The 2799-nt window shown below is 34.8% G+C and carries 3 protein-coding genes; all 3 read left to right on the top strand.

Annotated features, from left to right (window positions below; genetic code table 11):
• Positions 1–106: 106 nt before the first annotated feature.
• Positions 107–1189, top strand: a complete 1083-nt coding sequence (locus tag Q1J40_RS08155; RefSeq protein ID WP_301099629.1) for a sugar diacid recognition domain-containing protein — start codon at positions 107–109, stop codon at positions 1187–1189.
• Positions 1190–1315: 126 nt separating this feature from the next.
• Complete coding sequence (locus Q1J40_RS08150; RefSeq protein ID WP_301099628.1) at positions 1316–2578, top strand: GntP family permease; 1263 nt, start codon at positions 1316–1318, stop codon at positions 2576–2578.
• 16 nt (positions 2579–2594) lie between these two features.
• On the top strand, positions 2595–2799 hold a 205-nt coding region (locus tag Q1J40_RS08145), incomplete at its 3' end, for a glycerate kinase (protein WP_301099627.1).

The raw sequence follows: 2799 nt of genomic DNA, 5'->3' as shown, positions 1-2799 counted from the left end.
AGCCTACATACTTTAGGTGGCATTACCGCAACTATTATTGGGATGTTTTGTGTGCGTTTATTTATGGCTGGAAGGATGTAATCATTTATTTGAATGCAACTAAAAGATGAAATTGAATCAAGTTATTGCACAAAGTATTGTTAAAAGAGCAATGAAAATTATTCATTACTCTGTGAATGTTATGGATGAGAATGGTATCATCATTGCTTCTGGGGATCCTACTAGGATTGGGCAAAGGCATACTGGGGCAATACTGGCTTTAAGACAGGAAAGAATCGTTGAAATTGATGCTATTTTGGCAAGACAATGGCAATATGAGGTGAAGCCAGGTATTAATTTACCAATCATTTATCAGAGAGATAAATTAGGTTGTGTTGGAATTTCTGGAGAGCCTGAAGAAGTAAAGCCTTATGCAGAATTAGTTAAAATGACGGCAGAGTTGATAGTAGAACAAGCGGTCGCTTTGGAAAAAGAACGTTGGGATCATCGTTATCGTGAAGAATTTATCTTACAGCTATTAAAATCATCTATTTCATCACAAGTTTTAGAAGAACAGGCCACTTTTTTTAATTTTAATTTTAGTCTAGCTTGTTCTGTCATATTGGTTAAATTATTTAATCCGAATGTAGAAAGATTACAGGAACTAGTATATGAATTGGAGCAGGAATTCTTGAAAGAGAATGTAGTGGTTATCTCTTTTGACTGTGTAGTTGTCCTTTATACATCAAAACAAAATAAGAAATTTAAGTTTTCTTCAAAAAGATTTTTAACAAAAGATTATAAGGTAGCAATTGGCGCTAATTTAGCAGGATATGATGCATTATATTTATCTTACCAAACGGCATTAAATGCCCTTGATTATGGGTTAAAACATTTTCCGAAGAAAAATATTTATGCGTTCGAAGAATATAAATTACCTTCATTACTAAATCCGTTATCAGATTCTTGGTATTTTAAAGAGTTAATGAAACCTCTTTCTGTATTACAGCAAGAGGATGATAAATCTGTTTTAAGAAAAACATTACAGCAATATTTTTTATCAAATTGTGATCTATCTCACACCTCGACCAAATTATTTATTCATCCTAATACACTTCGTTACCGATTAGACAAAATAGAGAAAATTACAGGGTTATCTTTCAATAAGTTAGATGAAAAATTTATTCTATATCTTAGTACTTTTTTATAGGCATTATTGTCCTAAAAAACAAAAATAAAGTCATATTAAGTATGATTTTTGTAATTTCTTATAAAGATTTTTTATGAAAGATATTGAAAAATAAATCGTTCATTTATCATTTAGGGAGAAATCTTTATGAGTAACGTATCTGCACTTGGCGCTATCGTGGCATTAATTGTGGCAATTACTTTAATTTTGAGGAGGACTCCTCCAGCTTATGGCATGATTGTTGGTGCACTAGTTGGTGGTTTAGTCGGTGGTGCTGATTTAACACAAACTGTATCCTTGATGATTGGCGGAGCGCAAGGAATTACTACCGCAGTAATGCGAATTTTAGCTGCAGGTATTTTAGCTGGGGTTCTTATTGAATCAGGGGCAGCAAATACCATTGCTGAAACTATCGTTCAGAAAATGGGAGAAAGAAGAGCTTTACTTGCTCTTGCATTAGCGACAATGATATTAACCGCTGTAGGGGTTTTTGTGGATGTTTCTGTGATTACAGTATCGCCAATTGCATTAGCCCTTGCTAAACGGGTGGATCTCTCTAAGGCAGCTGTATTGCTTGCAATGATTGGTGGGGGTAAAGCTGGAAATTTAATATCGCCAAATCCAAATGCTATTGCAGCATCAGATGCTTTTAATATTCCTCTTACTTCAGTCATGTTAGCAGGTATTATCCCTGCTATATTTGGATTAGTTGTAACATATTTTTTAGCTAAGTCATTAATGAATAAGGGATCTAAAGTTAGCAATAATGAAGTACAACTTATTGATAACAATGACTTACCTCGATTCCTTGCCGCAATTACCGCACCTTTATTTGCGATATTACTACTCACATTACGGCCATTATTTGGAATTAATGTTGATCCGTTAATCGCTTTACCTTTAGGTGGCTTAATTGGTGCTTTGAGTATGGGTAAAGTTAAACATATCAATAGTTATGCCATTATAGGATTAAATAAAATGACTCCAGTAGCAATTATGTTATTAGGAACAGGAACACTTGCAGGGATTATTGCAAATTCTGGTTTGAAAGATGTATTGATTGAAGGGTTAACTGCCTCAGGATTGCCTTCATATCTACTGGCTCCTATTTCTGGTGCCTTAATGTCTCTAGCAACAGCATCAACTACTGCTGGAACTGCCGTAGCTTCTAATATTTTTGGTTCGACATTAATGGAATTAGGTGTGAGCGGAATTGCTGGAGCAGCAATGATTCATGCAGGAGCTACAGTATTTGATCATATGCCCCACGGTTCATTCTTTCATGCGACTGGTGGTAGTGTGAATATGGATATTAAAGAGCGTTTAAAATTAATTCCTTACGAAAGCGCTGTAGGATTAGTTATGACAATTATTTCAACACTTATTTTTGGTGTATTCAATTTGTTTTAGATTGTAGAGGATTCTTATGAAAATCATTATTGCTCCAGATTCTTTCAAAGAAAGTTTAACTGCTCTTGAAGTTGCGAATGCCATTGAGAAAGGGGTCAAAAAAGTCGTTCCTGATGCAGAATGTATAAAAGTCCCAATGGCTGATGGCGGTGAGGGAACAGTACAATCATTGGTTGATGCTTTATCTGGTCAGTTATTATCTGTTGATGTTACCGATCCTC

The organism is Otariodibacter sp., assembly GCF_029256985.1.
GTDB lineage: Bacteria > Pseudomonadota > Gammaproteobacteria > Enterobacterales > Pasteurellaceae > Otariodibacter.
Note: the sequence above shows the minus strand (reverse complement) of the source record. Positions and strands in the feature narration are given on the sequence as shown.

What these genes read in the sequence shown, in the direction of transcription:
- Q1J40_RS08155 (WP_301099629.1), top strand. Translation starts at nt 107, where the DNA reads ATGAAATTGAATCAAGTTATTGCACAAAGTATTGTTAAAAGAGCAATG.
- Q1J40_RS08150 (WP_301099628.1), top strand. Translation starts at nt 1,316, where the DNA reads ATGAGTAACGTATCTGCACTTGGCGCTATCGTGGCATTAATTGTGGCA.